This window comes from Haloferax sp. Atlit-6N, from assembly GCF_003383195.1.
Lineage (GTDB): Archaea > Halobacteriota > Halobacteria > Halobacteriales > Haloferacaceae > Haloferax > Haloferax gibbonsii.
Genome location: NZ_QEQJ01000227.1, coordinates 1 through 495, shown reverse-complemented (window position 1 = coordinate 495; position 495 = coordinate 1). Strand labels below are relative to the sequence as shown.

At 62.8% G+C, this 495-nt stretch carries 1 pseudogene; it reads right to left on the bottom strand.

Annotated features, from left to right (window positions below):
* Positions 1–495: pseudogene (locus tag DEQ92_RS22080) on the bottom strand (hypothetical protein); the annotation flags it as partial.

The window sequence follows — 495 nt, the reverse complement described above, 5'->3', positions numbered from 1 at the left end:
CGAAGCTCCGGCGTGAGCTCCATCGCGAGGTCGTGGGTCGCATCGAGCAGATCGAGCATCTCGATCAGCGTGTCCGCGTTCTCACCCAGTTGTTCGAGCAGGACGATAGTCTCTTCTTTCTCCAGGGAGAGCCGGAGCCGTTCGAGGACTTCCCGGTTTTCTTGGACGACGATACGAAGCTCCGGAATGAGGTCGTCGGCGAGCCCCTTCGACGCCGCGAGGACGTCGAGGAGTTCCAAGAGCGTGTCCGATTCCTCGCCGACCTTCGTCAGCAGCGTGAGGGTCTCCTCACGCTCGAACGCCACACGCAGCTCGCGGATCGGTTCGCGGTTCTCGCGAACCGTCTCGCGGAGTTCGGGGAGGAGGTCCTCTGCGAGGTCCTCCGTCTGTGCGAGCATCCGGAGGAGCTCTGCGAGTTCGTCCGCGTTCTCGTCGATCGTCCGGAGTAGTTCTTCCCGGTTCTCGATCTCCATCTCGCTGTCGGCGTCGAGGGAA